Consider the following 20,166-nt stretch of genomic DNA (forward strand, 5'->3'; position numbering starts at 1 on the left):
GGGCGGCCTTTTTCATCCACGCATGCGTGGACTGGGCTTCAACGCCCCGGCGTACCGAAATGCCCCAGCGGCGCGCCGGCCAGCAGGTGCATGTGGATGTGGAACACGGTCTGCCCGGCATGTTCGCGGCAGTTCATCACGATGCGGTAGCCGTCCTGCGCGAAACCCTCGCGGCGCGCGTATTCGGCAGCGGCCAGGGCCAGCTTGCCGACCAGGTGCGCCTGCGACGGCTGCAGGTCGTCCAGGGTCGGGATGATCTCGTTCTTCGGAATGAACAGTACGTGCACCGGCGCCTGCGGTGCGATGTCCTTGAAGCCCAGCACCTCGTCATCCTCATAGACGATGGTGGCCGGGATCTCGCGACGGATGATCTTGCTGAAGAGGGTTTCGTTGCTCATGGTCGGCCTCGGCGGGAGTGTCTTCCGCATTGTAGGCCGGCCGCGCCGGGCGATGCCCGGGTGGTGCTCAATCGCGGAATTCGCTGCGCGTCCCGAACGCGTGCGACAGCGTGCCGCGGTCAACGTATTCAAGCTCGCCGCCAAGCGGCAGGCCCTGTGCCAGCCGGCTGGGCTGCACCTTGCGCGCGCGCGCCAGCTGCGCAAGGTAATGCGCGGTGGCTTCGCCTTCGACGGTGGCACTGGTGGCGATGATCAGCTCCTGTACCTCACCTTCGGCCAGCCGCTGCTCCAGCTGCTCCAGACCCAGCTCGCGCGGGCCGACGCCATCGAGCGGCGACAGCCGGCCCTGCAGCACGAAGTAGACACCGCGAAAACCCGTCGCGTTCTCGATCGCGAGACGATCGGCCGGCGATTCAACCACGCACAGCTGGCTGCGCTCGCGGCTGCTGTTGACACAGGTCGGGCACAGCTCGGTTTCGCTGAAGTCGCGGCACTGCGCGCAGTGGCCGATACGCTCCACCGCCAAGGCCAGCGTTTCGGCCAGGCGCTGGCCGCCTTCGCGCTCGCGCTCGAGCAGGTGGTAGGCCATGCGCTGCGCCGTCTTCTGGCCTACGCCAGGCAGCACCCGCAGTGCGTCGATCAGTTGTTCAAGCAGGGGTGCGGACACGGCGGCATGCTTTGATGGCGCCGAGCGAGCTCGACGGCTACAGATTCTGTGGCACCCGCTTGCACGGATGCCACGCTGGCAATCAGAACGGCAGCTTCATGCCCGGCGGCAGCTGCATGCCGGCGGTGGCCGAACCCATCTTCGACTTCGACTCGGCATCGATCTTGTTCGAGGCATCGTTGAAGGCGGCGGCGATCAGGTCTTCCAGCATCTCCGGGTCGCTGGTCAGCGACGGGTCGATGCGCACCTTGCGGCATTCCTTGGCGCCGGTCAGGGTCACGCTGACCATGCCGCCGCCGGCACTGCCGGTCACTTCGATCCTGGCGATTTCTTCCTGGGCCTTCTGCAGGTTTTCCTGCATCTTCTGGGCCTGCTGCATCAGTTGGGCGATATTGCCGCGCATAGTGTCTTACTCGTCAAAAGAACGGATGGAATCGGAAACAACCCGGGCACCGTGCTGTTGGATCAGCACCTGCACTTCCGGGTCATCCATGAAAATGGCCTCTGCCACCTGCTGCCGCTCGCCACGCTGGCGGTCGGCACGCTGATGCAGGGTCTCGGCCGGAACGTGTTCGGTTTCCACGGTCTCGACCACGATCTTCGGCGCCTGGCCCAGGGCCTTCTCCAGCATCTCGCCCAGGGCAGCCAGCGCGCGCTCCGAGCGCAGGTACTCAAATCCGGGCGAAAGGCCCAGTTTCAAGGTCCCGTGCTGGCAGCTGATAAAGGCAGCGTTGGCAGCCAGCTGCCGCGAGGGGCCGCTGAGGCCGCTGTTGGCGACCAGGTCCAGCCAGTCTTCGGCAGTGGCCAGCTCGCTGACACCTTCCTGCGGCGCGGCCTCACGCGCCGGAGCCGGTTCGGCCGACGCAATGGCAATACCTTCGGCGCGGAACGAACGCTCCGGCGGCGCAGGTTCGCCTGGATCCGCGGCGGGAGCCGGCGGTTCATGCCAGGGCGCGACCATGGCGGCATCCGGGCCGGCCATCTCGGCCGCCAGGGCCCCATCCCGCGCCTCGGCTTCGTCGGTGGCCCACGGCGGCAGGTCATCGCTTGCCTCTACAGCGATGGCAGGCGCCGGCGCCTCGGCCTTCACCGGCGGCTGTGACACGGGCTCTTCCACCGGCACCGGCTCGGGCTCAGGCGTCGGATCCGGCTCCGGTTGCGGGGCCGGCTCGGGTTCGGGTTCAGGTTCGCGCGGTGCAGCCACCGGAGCGGCCACCTGCGACGCTACGGCCGGGCTGGCCGAAGCGGCGGCAGCGGCCGGCGTCGCTTCATGGCTTCCGGCACCGGCGCCACCACCGGCAGCGTTGCCACCCGGCGTGCCACCCGCCGCACCGTCGACGGCCTTCGGCACCGACGGTACCGCTGCGGCCGGGCGGAACGCCAGCATGCGCAGCACGGCCATTTCAAAGCCGGCGCGCGGGCTCGGCGCCAACGGCAGGTCGCGTCGACCATTCAGGGCCATCTGGTACCAGAGCTGCACCACTTCCGGGCGCAGGCGCTCGGCGAATGATGCGACATCCAGGCCTTCCGCGACGGCGGCACCCGGCACCAGCTGCTGCACCTGGATGCGGTGCAGGCCTTCGGCGAGCGCTTCCAGCACGCCACTCCAGTCCGGTGAGAATTCGGCCAACGCGGCCACCACCTGCAGCAGGCGCGGGCCATCGCCCTCGGCCAGCGCATCGAGCATCGCCGCCACCTGGGTGCGATCGACCGTGCCCAGCATGGTGCGCACCACGTCCTCGCGCAGCGCGCCGCCGGCATAGGCGATCGCCTGGTCCAGCAGTGACAGGCCGTCACGCAGGCTGCCGTCAGCGGCCTTGGCCAGCTGCACGATGGCGCTGCCGTCGGCCTCGATCTCTTCCGCCGCCAGGATGCGGGTCATCTGGCCCTGGATCTGGTCTTCGTCCAGGCGCTTGAGATTGAACTGCAGGCAGCGGCTGAGCACGGTGACCGGCAGCTTCTGCGGGTCGGTGGTGGCCAGCAGGAACTTCACGTGCTCCGGCGGCTCTTCCAGCGTCTTCAGCAGTGCGTTGAACGCCGCCTTGGACAGCATGTGCACTTCGTCGATCAGGTAGACCTTGTACTTGCCGCGCGAGGGCATGTACTGCGCGTTCTCGATCACCTCGCGCACGTCGTCCACGCCGGTGTTGGACGCGGCGTCGATTTCCAGCAGGTCGATGTAGCGGCCGGCGTCGATGTCCAGGCAGGCGGCACACTGGCCGCACGGGTCGGCGCTGGTGCCCTGCTCGCAGTTGAGCGACTTGGCGAAGATGCGCGCGATGGTGGTCTTGCCCACGCCACGGGTACCGGTGAACAGGAACGCGTGGTGGACCCGGCCGCTGTCCAGCGCGTTGCTGAGCGCACGGACCACGTGTTCCTGGCCCACCAGCTCAGCAAAACGCTTCGGACGCCACTTGCGGGCAAGGACGAGATAGGACATCAGGCCACCGTTTTCCATCGGATGTTCCATTGTGCCATGCCTGTCCAGCCCCTTCGCCAACAATGCCCCCGGATGCGTCCTGATCTGGGCGCTTGTGTCCGGCCGCGCCGCCCGCTAGAATCTGCGCCCCTGCTGAGGCATTTGCCGAGGGCAGGGATCCGGAGAGGTGTCCGAGTGGTTGAAGGAGCACGCCTGGAAAGTGTGTAAGCGTCTAAACCGCGCTTCGGGGGTTCGAATCCCCCTCTCTCCGCCAGATAAATGAAGAAGCCGCCCAGTGGGCGGCTTTTTTGTTTGGCTGGCGGGAATCGCCGCAGGTACTACCGGACTGAACAGGCCCTGCCGTCGTGGCCGGTCCAACGGCCGGCCCGCCGACGGCGCGCGATCCGCCCGCAGGTCATCTGCGCCGGAGCAGTCTCCGCACGCAGGCGCCGACGAACGCCAGCCCCAGCAGCACCCACACGACCGTCATTCCCCACAGCGCACCGAACGTGTCCAGGACCGGCTCCAGCCGCGGTTGCGCCGGGTCGTACAGCACGCGTACCGGCTGCCCAGGCTCATAGCCGAAGATCATGCCGCCCTGCGGGTACGAGACGCGTTGGCCGGTCGCGGTGGTGAACGCGACCTGCGGATGCGATCCGCCGGCGTTCAGGCGCTCAACCTGGCCATCAACGGCCTGCGCGACCTCCAGGAACTCAAGACGATGTGTCACCTCGAAGGCGGCCACGGCAAGGATCAACAGTCCCACCACGCCAAACAGCAGACCGCGCATCAGCTGGGCAGTCCGGAAAGAAGAAGGATCGGGCATCGCTGGGCAGCTCCGTTGCAGGCGGGAAGACGAATGGGGTCGGCGGATCCTGCCGCGCGGTCACTCCCGTTGCCCGACAGCATAACCCGGAGGCCACGCAGCCCCCTCCGCACGCTAGGGTGGCTGCATGAGCCTTCGTGTCTACCAACCCGCCGCCGCACGCGCCTGCCTGTCGATTTTCGACAGCAACGTACCCACCTACTTCGCGCCCGAAGAGCGCAGCGACTTCGAACGCTTCCTGCGCGAGCAGGCCACGGGCTGTGCATTCCAGGTGATCGAGCGCGATGGAAACGTCGTCGCCTGTGGTGGCCTCTCGCGCCGTAGCGACGGCAGCGCCGGCTTCTGCTGGGGCATGGTGCAGCGCGCGCTGCACCGCCAGGGACTGGGCCGCGAACTGGCACTCGCGCGCCTGCACCAGGCTGAAAGCGATCCGTCGATCGACCGCATCGCGCTCAGCACCAGCCAGCACACCCAGGGCTTCTATGCCGGCCTGGGTTTCCAGGTGGCGCGCATCGTGCCCGATGGGCATGGCGCCGGGATCGACGCCGTTGAAATGGAGCGGGAGCTGTAGCGCTCCCGCCCCGGTGCCATCCACGAAGGGCGTTGATCTACCGCAGGCATCCCCTGCTCAGAACCCGACGCGCAGGTTGATCTGCCCACCCACATCGCGGCGGCCATCGCCATGCTGGCCCTGCACGAACATCGACAGCTGGCTGTTGCGACCGAGGCCGACCGCCACACCCACCTGGCTGACCAGGGCATTGCGTGCCATCACCGCGCTGTAGACATCGAAGGCGTCGCCGCCCACCGCAAAGCGGTTGCGGCTGGCTACATCGGTATCCCCCGACGCATGCTGCCAACCCAGGCCGACCGTCAGCTGCGCCGGGAAGCGCTCGCCGCTGCCCACGTCCCAGCGCCCACGCACGCCCACCGTGCTGACATTGAGCGTGTCCTTGCCGCCTTCCAGCACCAGTGCCGCGCTGCCACCCTGCTCCACCGCACGATCGCTGTCGACCCAGTGCTTGGTGAACTGCACATAGGGCTGCAGCTGGGTCCTGCCGTGGGTCCATGTCCAGCTGCCTTCCACCTGGGCGATGGTCACATCGGCATCCTGGCGGCTGTACAGGGTCTGGCCCAACAACGGCACTTCACGCGTGGTGCGCGTCCGGTAGTCACCGCGCGACACGCTGCCGCCCACCGCGAAGCCGTTGTTCCACTGTCCCTGTGCATACAGGCCGAACGTGTGGCCACGCAGGCGGGCCCGCGAGCTGCGATCATACAACCGCGTATCCAGCCGCTCGTTGCCGGCCGCTGCACCCAGCACCACATGCTCGCCCAGCTGCCAGTCGACACCGGCCATCAGCGCATTGCGATTGGCGCGGATCTCATCGCCATTGCCGTCGCCATCCTGCCTGAACACCTTGCCGCTGCCGGCCAACCAGGCCGACGCGTGCTCGCCACGCACGGTCGGCAACTCGCTGCCGAGTCGCTGGCGGATGCCTTCTTCCAGGTAGTTGTCGTACAGCAGCACCGCGCGGCTGGCCGCGTGCACTTCACCGGAGAGCTGTTCGAATGCGCTGCGCGCAGTGCCGGCGTCATACATCAGTACCGTGTTGTACAGGCCCAAGGCCGCGCCACCCTGCGGCAGGCTATCCAGCGCCGCGGCGGTGTTGTACTGGTTGCGCGTGTTGGCCACGGTGGTGAACGCTGCGGTCTGCGCCACGTCGATCTGCAGGTTGGCCGTGTTGGCGGTGTAGACCGGGGTGATGGTCAGGAAGGCCGACGGCGAGGTTGCCGAGGCGAACTGCCCACTCACGCCACCGCCCGCACTGACCACCGTGTACTGCTGGCCCTGCTGGTAGCTGGTGCTCGGCGAAATGGTATTCACCCGCACGGTGCTGCCGCCCACATTCGCGCTGCCGCCGACCTGCACCGTGTCGCTGCCGGTGGCGCCCAGGTCGATGCCCAGCGTGCTGCCCGGTGACAGGTTCAGATTGCCGCCCACCGTGATCGTGCCGGTGCCGTTGCCTGCACCACCGCCATTGCCCGGGCCATTGCCCGGCGACAGCACGCCGCCGCTGGACACCGTCACGCCACCGCCGGTACCCCCGATGGTGCCGGTGCCGGACAGGGTCGTGCCGCTGCCGATGGTCCACTGTCCGCCGATGTTGCCGGTGACATTCAGGCCGCCGCCGGTGACCTGGCCGGTGCCGCTGAAGCCACCACTGTTGCCGCCCAGATTCAGCGTGCCCGGGCCGGCCTGCACGATGCTGCCACCGCCGGTGATGCTGCCGCCAAGCGTGGTGGTGCCACCGGTGTTGATGACCAGACCACCGTTGTTGGTGATGTTGCCGATGATTGAGCCGCTGGCCCCACCGTTGCCGACCTGCACGGTGCCGCCGGCATTGATGGTGGTACCCCCGGTGTAGGTGTTGTTGCCAGTCAGCGTGAGGGTGCCGGTGCCGGCCTGGGTCAGGCCGCCACTGCCGCTGATGGTGCCGCCCACCGTGCTGTTGCCGCCGACGTTGAACACGAGGCTGCCGTTGTTGCTGACATTACCGGTGATTGCACCGCTGGCGCCCCCATTGCCGACCTGCAGCGTGCCGCCGGTGTTGATGGTGGTGCCGCCGGTATAGGTGTTGTTGCCGGTCAGGATCACGGTGCCGGTGCCCGCCTGGGTCAGGCCACCGCTGCCACTGATGGCGCCGCCGACGGTGGTGTTGCCGCCCACGTTGAACACCAGGCTGCCGTTGTTGGTGACGCTGCCGCCGATGGCACCGGTGGCGCCGCCATTACCCACCTGCAGCGTGCCTCCCGTGTTGATGGTGGTCGGGCCGGTATAGGTGTTGTTGCCGGTCAGGGTCAGCGTACCGCTGCCGGCCTGGGTGAGGCCGCCACTGCCGCTGATGGTGCCGCCCAGCGTGGTATCGCCCGCCAGGTTGGACACCAGCGTGCCGTTGTTGGTGACATCACCGACGATTGAGCCCGTTGCCCCGCCATTGCCCAGCTGCAGCGTACTGCCGGCGTTGATGGTCGTGCCGCCGGTATAGGTGTTGGTCCCGGTCAGCAGCAGCGTACCGCTGCCCGCCTGGGTCAGGCCGCCGCTGCCACTGATGGTGCCGCCCAGCGCGGTGTTGCCGGCCACGTTGGAAATCAACGCGCCATTGTTGGTGATGTCGCCAGCGATGGCGCCGGTCGCGCCGCCGTTGCCCACCTGCAGCGTGCTGCCGGTACTGATGGTGGTCCCACCGGTGTAGGTGTTGTTGCCCACCAGGGTCAGCACACCGCTGCCGGCCTGGGTCAGGCCACCACTGCCGCTGATCGCACCGCCGACCGTGGTGTTGCCCGCAACGTCGAACACCAGGCTGCCGTTGTTGGCAACGTTGCCGGTGATCGCGCCGGCCGCACCGCCATTGCCGACCTGCAACGTGCCACCGGCATTGATGGTGGTGCCGCCGGTATAGGTGTTGTTGCCGGTCAGGGTCAGCGTGCCGCTGCCGGCCTGGGTCAGGCCGCCACTGCCGCTGATGGTGCCACCGAGCGTGGTGTTGCCGGCCACGTTGGATACCAGCGCACCGTTGTTGGTGATGTCGCCGACGATCGCGCCGGTCGCACCGCCGTTGCCGATCTGCAATGTGCCACCGGCATTGATGGTGGTACCGCCGGTGTAGGTGTTGTTGCCGGTCAGCACCAGCCTGCCACTGCCGGCCTGGGTCAGGCTGCCACTGCCGCCGACTACACCGCCCACGGTTGCCGTGGTGCCGAGGTTGTAGACCAGGCTGCCGTTGTTGGTGATGTCGCCCAGCACCGAACCGGTGCTGCCGCCGTTGCCGATCTGCAGCGTACTGCCACCGTTGATGGTGGTGCCTCCGGTATAGGTGTTGTCGCCACTGAGGGTCAGCGTGCCGGTACCGCTCTGCACCAGGCCGCCGGTGCCACTGAGGACGCCGGCGAACGTGGTGCTGGCGTTGTTGCCGCCGGTGGTCAGCGTTGCACCGCCCAGCACCACGCTGGAACCGGTCACGCCAGCGAGGCCTCCGATGCTCTGGCTGCCACCGGCGCTGATATCCAGCGTACCGGCACCGGCCAGGTTGACCGTGCTGGCACCGGACAGGCTGCCACCGGCCGCCACCGCCAGCGTGCCACTGTTGATGGTGGTGGCGCCGGTATAGGTACTCGCACCGCCGAGGGTGACCGTCGCTGCGCCATCCTTCAGCAGGCCGCCAGCGCCGCTGATCGGGCCGTTCAAGGTCAGTGCGCTGCTGCCGCCCAGAGTCAGCGTGCCGCTGGCCAGCTGTACGGTGTTGGCCAGCGTCAGCGCGCTGGTGCCATCCAGGCTGGCGTTGCCGCCTACGGTCAGCGCACCGGTTCCCAGCGAACCGTCGTTGCCCAGTAGCAGGCCACCGGCATTGAGGGTCACGCCGCCCGTGAAGACGTTGACGCCAGTCAAGCCCTGGATGCCTGCGCCGTTCTTTACCAGCCCCCCTGCACCTCCGATGGTGCCGGCGAACGTGGTATTGCCCACGCCATTGAGGGTCAGCGTGCTGCCACCCAACGCCAATGAAGAGCCTGCCACGCCTGCCAGCGAACCGATCGCCTGCGCGCCCCCCGCACTGATGTCGAAGGTGGTACCGGCGTTGGCCAGGTTCACCGCACCGGTCGCAGCGAGGCTGCCACCGGCGCCGATCGCCAGCGTGCCGGCGTTGATGGTGGTGCCACCGGTGAAGGTGTTGGTGCCGGTCAACGTCTGGGTACCGGAGCCTTCCTTGATCAGCCCACCGGAGCCGGCCACCGAACCACTGAACGTGCCATTGGTGGCGTCTCCGATCGTCAGCGTGTTGGCGCCCAGATTCACCGTGCCGTTGCCGATCAGGGTACCGAACTGCTGCGTGCCGCTGCCTGCCGACAGATCGAAGGTCGCCCCCGAGGCCAGGTTGACGATGCCACTGGCGTACAGGCTCGCGCCCGCACCCAGTGCCAGCGTACCAGCGTTGATGTTGGTGCCGCCGGTATAGGTGTTGGTGCCGTTCAAGGTCAGCGTCGCGGCACCCTCCTTGGTCAGGCTGCCGGTACCACTCAGGTTGCCGTTGAGGGTGAGGTTGTTGCTGCCCAGGACGGTCAACGCGTTGCTGAGGATGAAGTTGTTGCCGAGGATGACCGCAGTGTTCGAATCGAGCGTCGCAGCGCCTCCGACCGTCACCGTACCGGTGCCCAGCGCAGCATTGTTGCCGACCACCAGACCACCGGCGTTGAGCGCCACGCCACCGCTGAAAGTGTTGGCGCCATTGAGCGTCTGCACGCCCGCACCGTTCTTGATCAGGCCGCCACTGCCGCCGATCACACCGCTGAAGGTGCTGTCCACGGTGCCGCCCAGGGTCAGTGTGCTGCCGCCCAGCGCCACCGTGCTGCCTGCAACGCCGGCCAGCGAACCGATGGCCTGGTTACCCGCGGAGATGTCGAGCGTGCCCGCACCGGCCAGGTTCACCGCACCGGTTGCGGCGAGGCTGCCACCGGCACCGATCGCCAGCGTGCCGCTGTTGATGGTGGTACCCCCGGTGTAGGTGTTGGCACCGCTCAGGGTTACCGTGGCCGCACCGTCCTTGATCAACCCACCTGTACCCGAGATCACACCGCCCAGTGCCAGCGACTGGCTGCCGAGCAGATCAAGATTGGCACCCGCTGCCAGGCTGATGTTGTTGGACAGGCTGGCACCGGTCGTTGCATCCAGCGTTGCGTTGCTTCCGACCGTCAACGCACCGCTGCCGAGCGCAGCGTTGTTGCCGACCACCAGGCCACCGCCGTTCAGTGCAACGCCACCACTGAACAGATTGGCGTCACCCAGCGTGAGGATGCCGGTGCCATTCTTGACCAGGCCACCGGTGCCGGAAATCGTGCCATCGAAGAGGCTGTTGCCCACACCACCAAGTGTCAGCGTCTGTGCCCCCAGGCTCACCGTCGAGCCGGCCACGCCGTTCAACGATCCGATGGTCTGGTTGGCCCCTGCGGTGGAGATGTCGAAGCCGGTGCCCGCAGCGCTCAGCGTCACCGCGCCGGTCGCGGCCAGGCTGCCGCCCGGACCAATCGCCAGCGTGCCAGCATTGATGAAGGTGCCGCCGGTGTAGGTGTTGGCACCGGTCAGCGTTTCGATGCCCGCGCCCACCTTGGTCAGGCCACCGGTGCCTGCGATCGAGCCACTGAAGGTGCCATTGGTGGCGCCGCCGACCTCGATCGAGTTGGCACCGAGGTTCACCGTACCATTGCCGACCAGGGTGCCGAACTGCTGCGTGCCGCTGCCGGCAGACAGATCCAGCGTGGCACCCGTGGCGAGGTTCACGGTACCGCTCGCCGCCAGGCTGGCACCGGCCCCCAGCGCCAGCGTGCCGGCGTTGATGTTGGTGCCACCGGTATAGGTGTTGGCGCCGTTCAAAGTCAGCGTCGCGCTGCCATTCTTGGTGAGGCTGCCGGCCCCGGACAGGACGCCGTTGAGCGTCAGTGCATTGGTCCCGAGCACGGTCAGCCCGGCGTTGAGCGCGATGTTGTTGGCCAGCGTTGCCAGGCCGGTGGTATCCAGCGTGGCGGCACCACCAACGGTCAATGCGCCGGTGCCCAACGCCGCATCATTGCCAAGCACCAGTCCGCCCGCGTTGAGCGTTACGCCGCCGCCAAACGTGTTGGCACCGGACAGCGTCTGTACGCCCGCGCCTGCTTTGATCAGACCGCCGCCGCCACTGATCACGCCATCGAACGCGGCGTTGCCGGCCGTACCGAAGGTGAGCGAATTGCCGCCCAGCGCCAGGGTGCTGCCACCCGCACCGTTGAGCGCGCCGATGGTCTGGCTGCTGCCGGCACCGGAAATATCAAAGCCAGCGCCTGCACCCAACGTGACATCACCCGCTGCAGCAAGGCTGCCGCCCGCGCCCAGCGCCAACGTGCCGGCATTGATGGTGGTACCTCCGCTGTAGGTGTTGGCACCGGACAGCGTCAGCGTGGTGGCACCATTCTTGACCAGGCTGCCATTGCCGCCGACCACGCCCGACAGCGTCAGCGCATTGCTGCCCGGCAACGTCAGTACGACGCCCGAGCCCAGCGTGACCGCATTGCCGAGTGTCACTGCCGCGCCCGCGTCCAGCGTGGTGCTGGCATTCACCGCCAGCGCACCGGTACCGAGCGCACCATTCGCACCGACCACCAGGCCACCGCCGTTCAAGGTCAGGCCGCCATCGAAGGTATTGGTGTTGTTGAGGGTCAGCAGGCCCGCACCGTTCTTGATCAGGCTGCCATTGCCGGCCACCACGCCACCGAGGGTGAGATCGTTGCTGCCGCCCAGGGTCAGCTGCGTACCGGCACCGAAGTTCACTGCGTTGGCCAGGTTCAGCGCCACTGTGCTGTCCAGCGTGGTCGTGCCACCAATGCCCAGTGCACCGGTACCGAGTGCGCTGGCGTTGCCGAGAATCAGGCCACCGTCGTTGAGTGCAAGGCCACCACTGAAAGTATTGGCACCGGACAGCGTCTGCACGCCGGCACCGGTCTTGATCAGGCCGCCGGTACCATCGATCACGCCGGCAAAGCTGCCACTGCTGGCGCCGCCAAAGGTCAACGACTGCGCGCCCAGCACCAGCTGGCTGCCTGCCACGCCGTTCAGCGCGCCGATGGTCTGCGCCGCACCGGCTGCGGAGATGTCCAGCGTCGCACCGGCACCGGCAAGATCCACCGCGCCGGCCGCGGCAAGACTGCCGCCCGCCCCCAGCGCCAGCGTGCCGGCGTTGATGGTGGTGCCACCGGTGTAGAGGTTGGCGCCGGACAGGGTGAGGCGGGCCGCGCCGTCCTTGATCAACCCACCGGCACCGAATACCGGACCGGTGAGCGTCAGGTCATTGCCGCCCAGCACGGAGAGATTCGCACCGGCGGCCAGGCCGATGAGGTTGCCTATGGTGAGTGCAGACGTTGCATCCAGCGAAGCGTTGCCGCCCACGTCCAGCTGGCCGGTACCCAGTGCCTGCGCATTGCCCAGCTGCAGCAGGCCCGCGTTGAGGCCGACACCCCCGCTGAAGGTGTTGGGTCCATTCAACGCCAGCGTGGCCGTACCATTCTTGACCAGGCTGCCAGTGCCACTGATGAGACCGCCCAGTGACACGTCCTGGCTGCCCAGCAGATCCAGCGCCGCGCCTGCCCCGAGGTTGACGTTGTTGGCGAGGTTCAGCGCTACTGAACTGTCCAGCGTGGCAGTGGCGCCCACCGACAGTGCACCGGTGCCCAGTGCGGCGGCGTTCCCCAGGAACACGCCGCCGCCGTTGACGGTGAGCCCACCACCGAAGCTGTTGGCGCCGTTGAGGGTCAACGTGCTGGCACCGTTCTTCACCAGCCTGCCGGTACCGGACACCACGCCACCCAGCGTGATCGCCTGCGAGCCCGGCAACGACAGCGCCGCACCCGCGCCCAGGTCAACATTGTTGGTCAGGCTCAACGGGGCGCTGCCATCGAGCGTGACGTTGCCGCCGATGCCCAGTACTCCAGTACCGAGCGCGCCGCTGTTACCCAGCAGCAGGCTGCCGGCGTTTGCATTCAGTCCACCGCTGAAGGTGTTGGTGCCGTTCAAGGTCAGTGTCGATGCGCCATTCTTGACCAGGCTGCCGGTGCCCGTGATGTTGCCGTCCAGGGTCAGGTTCTGGCTGCCCGGCAGGGTCAGGGCCGCACCGAGGTTGATCGCATTGCCCAGGTTCAGCGCCGCAGTGGCGTCCAGCGAGCCGTTGCCACTGACCGTCAGCGCACCGCTTCCCAGCGCACCGGCGTTGCCCAGCACCAGGCCACCGGCCGCAAGATTCACCCCACCGCTGAAGGTATTGGCACCGGTCAGCGTCTGCACGCCGGTACCCTGCTTGATCAGCCCACCGGTGCCGCCGATCACGCCGGCGAAGGTCTGGTTGGTGGCATCACCGAAGGTGAGCGTGCTGCTGCCCAGCGCCAGGGTGCTGCCCGCCACACCGGACAATGCACCGATGGTCTGGTTGCCACCCAGCGAGATATCCAGCGCGCTGCCAGCGCCGGCCAGGCTGACCGCGCCGGTCGCCGCCAGGCTGCCACCACTGGCCAATGCCACCGTTCCGGCATTTACCGCCAGCCCACCAGTGAACATGTTCGCGCCGCCCAGCGTCAGCGTGGCAGCGCCGTTCTTGACCAGGCTGCCGCCCCCACCAATGACACCCCCCAGCGTCAGCGCATTCGAGCCCAGCACATTGAGCGAACCACCGGCGCCAAGCGTGATGCCATTGCCCACGGCGAGCCCGGCGCTGGCGTCGAGCGATACCGCACCGCCGACGTTCAGTGCCCCGGTTCCCAGTGCACCGCCGTTGCCCAGCACCAGACTGCCCGCGTTGAGTGCCAGACCACCGCCGAACGTATTGGCGCCGTTGAGGGTCAGCGACGATGCACCATCCTTGATCAGGCCGCCAGCGCCGCTGATCACCCCGTTGAAGGTGAGCGCCTGCCCGCCAAGCAGATTCAGGCTGGCACCCGATCCGAGGCTGACAGCATTGGTCAGCGCCAGCGCCGTGGTGCCGTCGAAGGTGGTGTTGCCGCCGACAGAGAGCGTACCGCTGCCCAGCGCGGCGGCATTGCCCAGCAACAAGCCACCGGCGTTGAGCGCAACACCGCCCGTGAGGCTGTTGACGCCCGACAGGGTCTGCACACCGGTGCCGAGCTTGATCAGGCCGCCGGTGCCTGCGGCGAACGTGCCGCTGTAGCTGGTATTGCCCAGCCCGCCCAGGGTCAGGGTGTGGCTGCCGAGGTTGACCGAACCACCAAGCCCGGCCAGCGAGCCGATGGTCTGGTCGGCCGCCGCCGAAAGATCCAGGCTGGTGCCGACGCCCAGCGTGATCGCACCGGTGGGCGACAGGCTGCCGCCCGCGCCCAGCGCCAACGCGCCCCCGGCCAGGTTGAAGCTGCCGCTCAGCGAATTGGCACCGTTCAAGGTCAGCGTGCCGGCACCGTTCTTGGTCACGTTGCCGGCACCGGATATCGAGCCACTCAATGTCAGCGCATTGCTGCCCAGCAGGTTCAGCGAGCCCCCGCCATTGACCACCAGGTTGTTGCCCAGGGTGAAGCCCGCCGTCGTATCCAGCGAGGCGCTGCCACCGACGGTCAGGTTGCCGCTGCCGAGTGCACCGGCATTGCCCAGCAGCAGGCCGCCGGCATTGAGGTTGACGCCCCCGGAGAACAGGTTTGCGCCGCCGAGAGTAACAATGCCGGTGTTGTTGACCGTCAGCCCACCAGTGCCTGAAAGCACGCCATTCAAGCCGAACGCATTGGTCCCGGCCAGGGATAGATTGCCGCCGAGGTTGAACGCATTGGCCAGATTCAGACCGGCCGTGGAGGATGCGATGGCACCGCCGTTGGCCGTGAACAGCCCTGTGCCGAATGAACCGGCATTGTTGAAATTGACCAGGCCATCATTGAGCGTCGTCGGGCCGGATGCGCCCCATGCGCCCTGCAGGTTCCAGGTACCGCTGTTGACGGTGAGCTTCTGGAAGTTGAGGTACTGGTTCCAGCCCAGTGTGGTCACCGCTCCGCCGGTGCCTGACCCGGGACCGGCGGAACTGTTCTGCAGCACCAGCGCGTTGTTGCCCGCACCGCTGCCGGTACCCGCGTCGACCGTTCCCGCTGCCGCAACCTTCACCCCGGTAACACCCGTAATCACGCCGGCAAGGGCGGTGCCACCGCCGGCCACAACGCTGGAACCCGACACTGCGGTGAAGGTATTGCCGCCGGTTGAATCACCCAGATGAACGCTACCGTTGACCGCCCCAGCATTGAGGAACGTATTACCGCCAGAAGCGCCCAGGCCGACGCGTCCGTCGATGGTACCGGTGTTGGTCACATTCGCTGCCGCGCCACCATAGGTCACCACCGTGGTCGCGTCGGAAACGCTGCCCACACCGATCAAGGACGTGCTGATCAGGCCGGCATTGTTGATGGTGGTGGTGCCGTTGACGTTCTGTGCCACCAGCGCCTGTCCACCGAAGCCCAGCAGCGTTGCGATGTTGACGACACCCTTGATCTGTCCACTGGCGTTGTTGTTGACGACGATCGCGCTGTTGTTGGCGGAACCATTGCCGATGACCAGGCCGGGCGAGGCGAGGACGATCGAGCTCGGATCGATCGTGCCATTGTTGTTGACCGTCACGTTGTCGCCGGTCAGCGTTGCTGCGTTGCCTCCACCTACGATCGGCGGCGTACGCAGCAATGCACCCGCGGCGATGTTCAGCGTGAGGCCGTTGGTCGCGTTGGAGTAGTTGTTGATGGTGGTGGTGCTGTCGCAGTTTACGGTCGTGGTACCCGTGCACGCTGCGAATGCCGATCCACTGGCCAGTGTGGCGGCCAATGCCGCCGCCAGCTGCTGCGTCCGCAATCGCGGTACCCGCCCTGCGCTGACCGCGCTTCCCCCGGGATTCTGGGCGACCTCCGAAGCAACCTGCATTACCCCAAGGGCACGATTGAAAACCAGACGGTAAATGCGGTTCATCGGTAAATCTCCATGAAAAGACCGGATGGCACAGCTGGCAGGTTTTTTTGGAGAAAATGCGGGCCACCCCTGCTCCCGATACGGGAACAAGGCCTGAAGGCATTAACTCCTTAAAATCTTCACATCTTCACCTGATCGCACCCAGGGACAGGTACGTCAGCGTGTCCCTCAAGGCGAAAACTCCCCGATTTCGCCCGACGAATGGCGGCACTGTGCGACCGGCGGTGCCAGCGGCATGTGAATCACGCGCGCCATTTTCATGACGCACGTCAAATAAAAGGGGCCGGCATAATGGTTTTGCCGAAAATGCATATCGTTGTATGTGGCGGGGAATCCGTGCCCGCCATGAGTAAATAAATTCAGCTACTGGAGAGTTTCATCAGCACCAGGCCGGAAACAATCAGCACCGCTGCACCGATCCGCATCGGGCTGACCTGCTCACCCAGGAATACGATGCCGACCACGAACGCGCCGACCGCGCCGATGCCGGTCCAGATCGTATAGGCGGTGCCCAGCGGCAGGCTGCGCATGGCCACCGCCAGCAGCCAGAAGCTGGCGATCATGCCGATGATCGTGACCACGGTGGGGGTGAGCCGGGTGAAGCCTTCGGACTGCTTCATGGATACGGCCCAGACGATTTCCAGCAGGCCGGCAAACAATAGATAGATCCAGGCCATGACGGCCCTCCTCTTGGTAGGGCCAGGCCGTCCTGGTCTTTGATTCCCGATGTGGGGGAGGTCGTTCCTCCTGGCCGGCATTCTAGCAACGGGGGCCACGCCCGGCCGCCGTGGCCAGGAACGGGTTACAGCCGGTTCAGTGCGTGACGCTGGCGTCGATGGCCCGGCCTGCGCTAGAATGAGGGTCTGCCATCGGTCAGCCGATGTGCGGTCCGGCTGTGGTCTCCGGCGCATCGCGCGCTGCTTCCCCTGATCCGTGAACTGGCCGCCCACCGGGCGGCCAACGTCTCTATGGTGGCCCCGTCGGCCCCTCGCGACGCTAGGTCGAAAACCCCGCCAGGGCCGGAAGGCAGCAACGGTATCGATCGACGCGGGCGCCGAGGCCAGCCGGCGGGGCCACCGCCTTTTTCGGCGACGCCCTCGCCTCTGGTAGATGCCACCCTTGGTTGGCGCCCCTCGCCGGGCATGGCCCCGCGCTACTACAGCGCGCGCTCCAGCGCCTCCAGTTCGGCGGCCAGCGCCGCATCGGCGGGCTGGCCGGTCCTGCTCACGGCGGATCCTGCACCAGCACGTGCGGCGCAGTCGGGTCGGCCAGCGGCACGCACTGCCCCGGCTGCGCCACGCGGTGCCCGCGCGCGGCCAGCGCCTGGCCATCGGCCACGCTGGCGTAGTGGTAGAGCATCATCCGCGCCTGCAGTTCGATGCTGTACTCACGCTCCAGGTCGTCCACGCCCGTGTGTGACGGGTTGCCGTGCAGGCCGCAGTCGTGGGCGATCAGTTCGTTGTCGTCGGCGTAGCGCGCCAGCATCTCCGGAATCGGCCGGGTATCGCCGCTCCAGGTCAGCGCGCCCTGCAGGCGCAGGCCATAGGCCGTCTCCGGCCAGTGATGGCGCACCGGAAACACCTCCAGGCGCACCCCCTCATGCCAGAACGCCTCGCCCACCACGATCAGGTGGAAGGCATCCCAGAAATTCGCACCGCCCTCAGCCAGCACGTTCGGATAGTCAGCAATGCGCTTGTGCAGCAGCGGCACCACCGTGGCAGGCACGTACAGGCGCACCTTGCCGCGCCGGTGCGCATTGAAGAAAGTGTCCACGAACAGGCGCTCGAAGCCGGCCACATGGTCCAGGTGCACATGGGTGACGAACAGCGCCTGCGGCATGTGCCCGTAGTGCGCCTTGAACGCGGTGAGGCCTTCACCGCCGCAATCGATGGTCAGCCACGGGCGACCACCGCGCTCGATCACCGACATCGGCGATCCCAGCTCGACCGCCGACGCATTGCCGACGCCGAGGAAACGCAACGACCAGTCCATCAGGTGCCCCGGTTCCAGGCCATGTCATAGGCACGGCGCAGCCGTGCGTAGTCCTTCTGCACATCTTCCACGCTGCGCTCGCCGCGCAGCTTGATCAGCGAGCGCAGCAACCGCTTGAGGTTGCGTTCGCGCCAGCCGGTGGCAGGGATGCGGATCACCCCACGGTCGAAATCGATCAGCCAGCCATGACCACTGCCATCGAACAGGATGTTGTGCGCGTTGAGGTCGGCATGGTCCAGGCCGGCACGGTGGAAACGGGCGATCAGCCGCCCGGTCTCCTCCCAGGGCGCGCCCCGGCCCGCAACCAGTGCGCGGTCGGCCAGCGAGCGCACGCCCTCGATCCGTTCCATCAGGATCGCGGCCCGGTAGCGCAGGCCCTCGCGCATGTAGAACGCGGCGATCGGCCGTGGCACCGGCAACTTCTTCTCGCGCAGCGCGCGCATCAAGCGGAATTCGGCGAAGCTGCGGGTCCGGTCCGAGCCGCGCCAGAGGTATTGGTCGAGGCTGATCCGGGCCGCCATGCCGCCGCGCAGATAGTGGCGCAGCACGCTGGCACCGAACGGCGCATCGACGAACCAGGCGCTGCCGCGGCCGCCCTCGCCCACCGGGCGGGCCTTGCTGCCCCAGTGCTGGGGCGAGAACAGGCCAATATCGGCTTGCCGCAGCCGCTCGCGGTCGAACAGAATGGCCCCGATGCCGCGACCCTCGCGGCATGGCGTCAGCGCTTCATTGGCGTCGAATGCGACCATTTCATTGAGTCTAACAACACATGGCATCAGCGTCCTCCTCCTTGTGCCTCCTGCGCCTGTCCGCACTCGGCGACGTCACCCACGTGGTGCCCCTGGTGCGCACCCTGCAGGCTGCGCGCCCGGACACGCCGATCCACTGGATCATCGACAAGGTTGGCCACAAGCTGCTTGACGGCCTGCCCGGCGTCACCTTCCATGCCTACGACAAGAAGAGCGGCATGGCCGGGGTCAAGGAACTGCGCAGGCAACTGCCACCGGGGCGCTTTGAAGCGCTGTTGCAGATGCAGGTCGCGTTCCGCGCCAACCTGCTGTCGGCCTTCATTCCGGCCGAGCGCCGCATCGGATACGACCGCAGCCGCTCCAAGGACCTGCACGGGCTCTTCATCAACGAGCGTATTCCCGATCGCCCCGGCATCCACGTGCTGGATGCCATCGGCAGCTTCTGCGAGCCGCTGGGCCTGCGCCAGACCGAAGTCAGCTGGGATCTGGCCGTGCCGCCCTCCGCCTTCGAGTGGGCCGCCGCGCAGTGGCAGGACGATGGCCGCCCGGTGCTGATGATCTCGCCCTGCTCCAGCCACGTGCGCCGCAACTGGTACGCCGACCGCTACGCCGCGGTGGCCAACCATGCCGTCCAGCGCGGTTGGCGGGTGGTGCTGTGCGGTGGCCGCAGCGAACTGGAGCGCCACATGGCCGATGCGATCCAGGCGCAGCTGCAGACGCCGGCACTGGACCTGGTCGGCAAGGACACGCTCAAGCAGCTGCCCGCCCTGCTGGCCCGCGCCAACCTGGTGATGACCCCGGACTCGGGCCCGATGCACATCGCCAACGCAATGGGCACCAAGGTGCTGGGACTGCATGCGGCCAGCAACCCGAACCGCAGTGGCCCGTACTCGGACCGCCGCTACTGCGTGGACCGCTACGACGATGCGGCACGCAAGTACCTGGCCAAGCAGGCCGCCGATCTGAAGTGGGGCACCAAGATCGAGTTCGACGATGTGATGGAACTGATCACCGTGGAAGACGGCATCGCCGCCTTCGAACGCTACGTCGCCGACCACCTGGGGTGAGCGGCGAGCGGCGAGCGGCGTGGGATTACGCGCGCTGCGCGTAATCCTGGTAGGACTTCTCTTCCACGTACGCCGAACCCAGCGCCAGGTTGATCGCCTTCTTGATGCGCGCGCGTTCGTCGTTGCGCAGGTAGACGCTGCGCGCCAGGTCGATGAAGCCCTGGTCGAACGCCTGCGCCTTCTCCTTCAGGCGGATGTCGTCCTCGATGTCCCACAGCTGTTCGTTGACGGCCTTCAACTCGGCACGCAGCTTGGCGATGTCCTTCACCGCCGCCGGGTGTGCCATCCAGGTCTTCTCCAGCGCCGACAGCTCCCTGCGCACATTGGCCAGCTTGCCCTCGTCGCTGATGCGCTCGGACTTGATCTGCAGGATCGAGATCTTGTCCAGCAGCTCGCCGAAGGAAACGGGGACGAGGATTTCAGCGGTCATCGGGAAAAGCTCCAGCAGGTGATGCGTACATGGTAACCCGCAGCGTCCGCACGGATATCCCGGGTAGATCCACGCCATGCGTGGATGAGCCTGCCAGCAG

General features: G+C 67.1%; 12 protein-coding genes, 1 tRNA gene and 1 other RNA gene. 4 read left to right on the top strand and 10 right to left on the bottom strand.

Going from position 1 to position 20,166, the window contains the following annotated elements; all coding sequences use genetic code 11:
- Window positions 1–38: 38 nt before the first annotated feature.
- The 4 genes from RCF13_RS20880 to dnaX all read right to left on the bottom strand — a co-directional run bounded on the left by RCF13_RS20880 (window position 39) and on the right by dnaX (window position 3,523).
- On the bottom strand, window positions 39–398 hold the full coding sequence (locus RCF13_RS20880) for a histidine triad nucleotide-binding protein (protein ID WP_005415497.1): 360 nt from the start codon (window positions 396–398) through the stop codon (window positions 39–41).
- Window positions 399–465: 67 nt separating this feature from the next.
- The gene (gene recR / locus RCF13_RS20885) at window positions 466–1,065 is read right to left on the bottom strand and encodes a recombination mediator RecR (RefSeq protein ID WP_134969485.1); all 600 of its coding nucleotides are present in this window, start codon (window positions 1,063–1,065) and stop codon (window positions 466–468) included.
- Window positions 1,066–1,147: 82 nt separating this feature from the next.
- Entirely contained in the window at window positions 1,148–1,468 is a 321-nt protein-coding gene (locus RCF13_RS20890) for a YbaB/EbfC family nucleoid-associated protein (RefSeq protein ID WP_019659509.1), read from the bottom strand.
- Between the two features lie 6 nt (window positions 1,469–1,474).
- Entirely contained in the window at window positions 1,475–3,523 is a 2,049-nt protein-coding gene (gene dnaX / locus RCF13_RS20895) for a DNA polymerase III subunit gamma/tau (protein WP_231352744.1), read from the bottom strand.
- Between the two features lie 142 nt (window positions 3,524–3,665).
- Here dnaX and RCF13_RS20900 point away from each other — a divergent pair.
- Window positions 3,666–3,758 (top strand) — tRNA-Ser (locus RCF13_RS20900).
- Between the two features lie 141 nt (window positions 3,759–3,899).
- On the opposite strand, the gene RCF13_RS20905 is transcribed toward RCF13_RS20900, so the two are convergent.
- Window positions 3,900–4,310, bottom strand: a complete 411-nt coding sequence (locus RCF13_RS20905) for a DUF3592 domain-containing protein (RefSeq protein ID WP_269217115.1) — start codon at window positions 4,308–4,310, stop codon at window positions 3,900–3,902.
- A gap of 127 nt (window positions 4,311–4,437) precedes the next feature.
- On the opposite strand from RCF13_RS20905, the gene RCF13_RS20910 reads away from it, so the two are divergent.
- Window positions 4,438–4,881 (top strand): GNAT family N-acetyltransferase, encoded by a 444-nt coding sequence (locus tag RCF13_RS20910; protein ID WP_061480527.1) that lies wholly within the window; start codon window positions 4,438–4,440, stop codon window positions 4,879–4,881.
- Window positions 4,882–4,938: 57 nt separating this feature from the next.
- On the opposite strand, the gene RCF13_RS20915 is transcribed toward RCF13_RS20910, so the two are convergent.
- Both RCF13_RS20915 and sugE read right to left on the bottom strand, forming a co-directional pair.
- Entirely contained in the window at window positions 4,939–15,828 is a 10,890-nt protein-coding gene (locus RCF13_RS20915) for an autotransporter-associated beta strand repeat-containing protein (RefSeq protein ID WP_235643121.1), read from the bottom strand.
- 359 nt (window positions 15,829–16,187) lie between these two features.
- Window positions 16,188–16,505, bottom strand: a complete 318-nt coding sequence (sugE, locus tag RCF13_RS20920) for a quaternary ammonium compound efflux SMR transporter SugE (protein WP_005415486.1) — start codon at window positions 16,503–16,505, stop codon at window positions 16,188–16,190.
- Between the two features lie 300 nt (window positions 16,506–16,805).
- Between sugE and ffs the strand changes: the two genes are divergently transcribed.
- Window positions 16,806–16,896, top strand: an RNA gene (gene ffs, locus RCF13_RS20925) — signal recognition particle sRNA small type.
- A 156-nt stretch (window positions 16,897–17,052) separates the two neighbouring features.
- On the opposite strand, the gene RCF13_RS20930 is transcribed toward ffs, so the two are convergent.
- Both RCF13_RS20930 and RCF13_RS20935 read right to left on the bottom strand, forming a co-directional pair.
- Window positions 17,053–17,820 (bottom strand): MBL fold metallo-hydrolase, encoded by a 768-nt coding sequence (locus tag RCF13_RS20930; RefSeq protein ID WP_180869537.1) that lies wholly within the window; start codon window positions 17,818–17,820, stop codon window positions 17,053–17,055.
- Window positions 17,820–18,569 carry a 3-deoxy-D-manno-octulosonic acid kinase gene (locus RCF13_RS20935; protein ID WP_061479959.1) on the bottom strand — a complete coding sequence of 250 codons (750 nt, stop codon included), beginning with the start codon at window positions 18,567–18,569 and terminating at the stop codon, window positions 17,820–17,822. Before RCF13_RS20935 ends, RCF13_RS20930 begins: the two co-directional genes overlap by 1 nt.
- Window positions 18,570–18,589: 20 nt before the next feature.
- On the opposite strand from RCF13_RS20935, the gene RCF13_RS20940 reads away from it, so the two are divergent.
- Window positions 18,590–19,636, top strand: a complete 1,047-nt coding sequence (locus RCF13_RS20940) for a glycosyltransferase family 9 protein (protein ID WP_134969287.1) — start codon at window positions 18,590–18,592, stop codon at window positions 19,634–19,636.
- Between the two features lie 25 nt (window positions 19,637–19,661).
- Here RCF13_RS20940 and RCF13_RS20945 read toward each other — a convergent pair whose 3' ends face one another.
- Window positions 19,662–20,066, bottom strand: a complete 405-nt coding sequence (locus RCF13_RS20945; protein WP_049466382.1) for a DUF6165 family protein — start codon at window positions 20,064–20,066, stop codon at window positions 19,662–19,664.
- Window positions 20,067–20,166: the final 100 nt, after the last annotated feature.

The organism is Stenotrophomonas maltophilia group sp. RNC7 (assembly GCF_030910085.1).
GTDB classification, from domain to species: domain Bacteria; phylum Pseudomonadota; class Gammaproteobacteria; order Xanthomonadales; family Xanthomonadaceae; genus Stenotrophomonas; species Stenotrophomonas sepilia.

Coding starts and splice junctions, on each gene's coding strand:
- RCF13_RS20880 (WP_005415497.1), bottom strand. CDS start 398: ATGAGCAACGAAACCCTCTTCAGCAAGATCATCCGTCGCGAGATCCCG.
- RCF13_RS20890 (WP_019659509.1), bottom strand. CDS start 1,468: ATGCGCGGCAATATCGCCCAACTGATGCAGCAGGCCCAGAAGATGCAG.
- dnaX (WP_231352744.1), bottom strand. CDS start 3,523: ATGGAAAACGGTGGCCTGATGTCCTATCTCGTCCTTGCCCGCAAGTGG.
- RCF13_RS20905 (WP_269217115.1), bottom strand. CDS start 4,310: ATGCCCGATCCTTCTTCTTTCCGGACTGCCCAGCTGATGCGCGGTCTG.
- RCF13_RS20910 (WP_061480527.1), top strand. CDS start 4,438: ATGAGCCTTCGTGTCTACCAACCCGCCGCCGCACGCGCCTGCCTGTCG.
- RCF13_RS20915 (WP_235643121.1), bottom strand. CDS start 15,828: ATGAACCGCATTTACCGTCTGGTTTTCAATCGTGCCCTTGGGGTAATG.
- sugE (WP_005415486.1), bottom strand. CDS start 16,505: ATGGCCTGGATCTATCTATTGTTTGCCGGCCTGCTGGAAATCGTCTGG.
- RCF13_RS20930 (WP_180869537.1), bottom strand. CDS start 17,820: ATGGACTGGTCGTTGCGTTTCCTCGGCGTCGGCAATGCGTCGGCGGTC.
- RCF13_RS20935 (WP_061479959.1), bottom strand. CDS start 18,569: ATGGTCGCATTCGACGCCAATGAAGCGCTGACGCCATGCCGCGAGGGT.
- RCF13_RS20940 (WP_134969287.1), top strand. CDS start 18,590: ATGGCATCAGCGTCCTCCTCCTTGTGCCTCCTGCGCCTGTCCGCACTC.
- RCF13_RS20945 (WP_049466382.1), bottom strand. CDS start 20,066: ATGACCGCTGAAATCCTCGTCCCCGTTTCCTTCGGCGAGCTGCTGGAC.